Annotated in this window: 4 protein-coding genes; all 4 read left to right on the plus strand. The window is 43.4% G+C overall.

Annotation, left to right across the window (positions count from 1 at the left end):
* Positions 1 to 83 precede the first annotated feature (83 nt).
* The 4 genes from SPADD19_RS02390 (at position 84) to SPADD19_RS02405 (ending at position 3,125) form a co-directional block, all read left to right on the plus strand.
* Positions 84 to 908, plus strand: a complete 825-nt coding sequence (locus SPADD19_RS02390) for a ZIP family metal transporter (RefSeq protein ID WP_049522580.1) — start codon at positions 84 to 86, stop codon at positions 906 to 908.
* Between the two features lie 133 nt (positions 909 to 1,041).
* Positions 1,042 to 1,359 (plus strand): hypothetical protein, encoded by a 318-nt coding sequence (locus SPADD19_RS02395; RefSeq protein WP_241496424.1) that lies wholly within the window; start codon positions 1,042 to 1,044, stop codon positions 1,357 to 1,359.
* A 303-nt stretch (positions 1,360 to 1,662) separates the two neighbouring features.
* The gene (rfbA, locus tag SPADD19_RS02400) at positions 1,663 to 2,532 is read left to right on the plus strand and encodes a glucose-1-phosphate thymidylyltransferase RfbA (protein ID WP_003002772.1); all 870 of its coding nucleotides are present in this window, start codon (positions 1,663 to 1,665) and stop codon (positions 2,530 to 2,532) included.
* Positions 2,532 to 3,125, plus strand: a complete 594-nt coding sequence (locus SPADD19_RS02405; protein WP_061455103.1) for a dTDP-4-dehydrorhamnose 3,5-epimerase family protein — start codon at positions 2,532 to 2,534, stop codon at positions 3,123 to 3,125. The genes rfbA and SPADD19_RS02405 overlap by 1 nt, the downstream gene beginning before the upstream one ends.
* The last annotated feature ends 219 nt before the right edge of the window (positions 3,126 to 3,344 follow it).

The raw sequence follows: 3,344 nt of genomic DNA on the forward strand, positions 1-3,344 counted from the left end.
CTCTTTTTTTCGAAAGATCTTCCTTAATTGGGCTAAAAATAGTAGAATAGAAGAAGTGAATCATCGAGAAAATGGGAGTTGTTATGAATTGGTTTCAATCGCAATCCGTGGTCTTGCAGGCCTTTCTCGCAGGATTGTTTACATGGGGCTGTACCATTGTCGGGTCAGCCATCGTCTTTTTCTTCAAGCATATTAGTCGCAAATTACTGGACATCATGATGGGCTTTGCGGCAGGGGTCATGATCGCGGCTTCTTTTTGGTCGCTCTTACAACCCTCGATTGAGTATGCGGAAACCTCTTATGGGAGCCTGGCTTGGTTGCCAGCGGCGATCGGTTTTTTAGCTGGAGGTTTTTTCCTTCGCTTGATTGACGCCATCGTCCCTCACCTTCATATGACGAAGGAGATTGAAGAGGCTGAGAGTATCCATACGCCGCGGGAGAAGAAGTTGTCTAAAACAATCCTCCTTTTTCTCGCCATTACCATTCATAATTTTCCAGAAGGCTTAGCAGTCGGAGTAGCCTTTGGAGCTCTGGCTAGCAATCCAAGTCCAGAAGCCTTTATCGGGGCGGTTGGCCTGGCCATTGGGATTGGCTTGCAAAATATCCCAGAAGGGGCTGCTCTTTCAATCCCAATCCGGACGGATGGAAAATCCCGTCTCAATGCCTTTTATTGGGGATCTATGTCAGCCATCGTCGAGCCCATCGGAGCCCTGCTAGGGGCAGTTGCCGTCTTATCCATGACAGCCATCTTGCCTTACGCCCTCTCTTTTGTAGCAGGTGCGATGATCTTCGTAGTGGTTGAAGAGTTGATCCCAGATTCCCAGACCAATGGCAACACAGATGTGGCGACCTTAGGCCTCATGGTTGGCTTTGTCATTATGATGATTCTAGACGTCGCTTTGGGATAAGGAACTGAAAAGGAGAGCATCAGGACAAGCTCTCTTTATGATTGGTATCATGGTATTTGAGAATGAAAAGATGAAGAACAATTCATCAGATTCAATTCAGAGGTAGACCTTAGTCAGCGAGGAAAATTATCTTATGGTAAAAATCAAGTTTAACAAGAAAAGCAAAAGGATAATGAGCGTCATCGCCTTGGCTCTCCTTTTGGTAGTTGGGATTTCTATGTTTTATATGAACAAAAAATTAGAGGAGAAGAGACGCAATAGAGAGTATGAAGTCAGCCTTGTAAGGACCTTGAAGCATTCTTACGAGGGAATTGAAGAAATTGAGATTAAAAACCCATCTTATAGCTCTACTCCTTCGGACGCATGGGGAGCAGATGTAAAATTTACATTTTCTGATGGGAGTTCCAAGGAACATGTACTAGCTTATGATAAAGATGCGAAAAAAAATTAAGATAGGGGTCTATCATAATGAAGATGAAGAATTTCAGAGCTTTATGGATTCTAGGAGAGGCACGACCAAATCGGGAGTAAAGGTAAGGTTTTCAGACGGCTCAGTCAAGGAGCAGTAATCAGTGAATTAAAGTATATTAAAGAGTCCTAGTCCGAGCGTCCTATTTGAATCACGATAATGAAGATCGTTAACGGGACTATAGAATCAACGTCCTGTCATCACCTTGTAACACAAATGCAAGGTGACTTTTTTATATAAACATGATAAAATAAGGGTAATGACTACGTAGAAAGGCCTAACATTATGAAAGGTATTATTTTAGCAGGGGGCTCAGGAACTCGCTTGTATCCATTGACACGTGCGGCTTCTAAGCAGTTGATGCCCATTTATGACAAACCAATGATCTACTATCCGCTGTCAACGCTTATGTTGGCTGGGATCAAAGATATCCTGATCATCTCAACACCTCAAGACCTTCCTCGTTTTGAAGAGCTTCTTGGAGATGGTTCTGAACTTGGTATTTCCCTCTCTTACGCAGAGCAACCAAGTCCAGATGGCTTGGCGCAAGCCTTCATCATCGGAGAAGACTTTATCGGTGACGATCATGTTGCCCTCATCCTTGGGGACAATATCTTCCACGGAAACGGCTTAACCAAGATGTTGCAACGGGCAGAAGCGAAGGAAAAAGGAGCGACTGTCTTTGGTTACCAAGTCAAAGATCCGGAACGCTTTGGTGTGGTAGAGTTTGACGCGGATATGAATGCCATCTCTATCGAAGAAAAACCAGAACATCCAAAATCCAACTTTGCAGTGACCGGACTTTACTTCTATGACAATGATGTGGTAGAAATTGCCAAAAACATCAAACCAAGCCCTCGTGGTGAGCTTGAAATCACCGATGTTAACAAGGCTTATTTGGAGCGTGGAGATCTCTCTGTTGAGCTCATGGGCCGTGGTTTTGCCTGGTTGGATACTGGAACTCACGAAAGTCTCTTGCAGGCATCTCAATATATCGAAACTGTTCAACGCTTGCAAAATGTCCAAGTGGCTAACCTTGAGGAAATTGCTTATCGCATGGGTTATATCACCAAAGAACAAGTCCATGAATTAGCGCAATCACTGAAGAAAAACGAATACGGACAATACTTGCTCCGTTTGATTGGAGAAGCTTAATGACAGAACAATTTTTCGAAAAAGAATTAGCAGCCCGCAAAATTGATGCTATCCCAGGCTTGATGGAGTTTGATATTCCAGTGCGCGGGGATAACCGTGGTTGGTTTAAAGAAAACTTCCAAAAAGAGAAAATGCTTCCCCTTGGTTTCCCTGAAAGCTTTTTTGCAGAAGGTAAGTTGCAAAACAATATTTCATTCTCTCGTAAGAATGTTTTGCGTGGCTTGCATGCAGAGCCTTGGGACAAGTACATCTCTGTAGCAGATGAAGGCAAGGTTCTTGGAACTTGGGTAGACCTTCGTGAAGGCGATAGCTTTGGGAATACCTACCAAACCGTGATCGATGCTTCAAAAGGCATCTTCGTCCCTCGTGGTGTAGCCAATGGGTTCCAAGTTTTGACAGACAAAGTTGCCTATACTTACTTAGTCAATGACTACTGGGCACTGGAACTCAAACCAAAATATGCTTTTGTCAACTATGCAGACCCAAGCCTAGATATCCAATGGGAAAACTTGGAAGAAGCAGAAGTCTCAGAAGCAGACAAGAACCACCCATTGCTCAAAGACGTCAAACCCCTAAAAGCAGAAGATTTGTAAAATATAAATCTTAAAACAATCAAGAACATCATTATATAGTTTTTAGCTTTGCTATAAACGAGCGAAGCGAGCTATGTACTTAGCTTTCCGCCGTGAGAAAAGCACCTGAACTACTTTTGTTTCAGGTGCTCGGAAGTTTTGATACACTAGGCTCAAAACTTAGTCATGGAACTTCGAAGAAGTTCGCTGACGTCCGTACTCACCTAAGGAAAGCTAAAA

This window comes from Streptococcus parasanguinis, from assembly GCF_001578955.1.
Taxonomy (GTDB): domain Bacteria; phylum Bacillota; class Bacilli; order Lactobacillales; family Streptococcaceae; genus Streptococcus; species Streptococcus parasanguinis_U.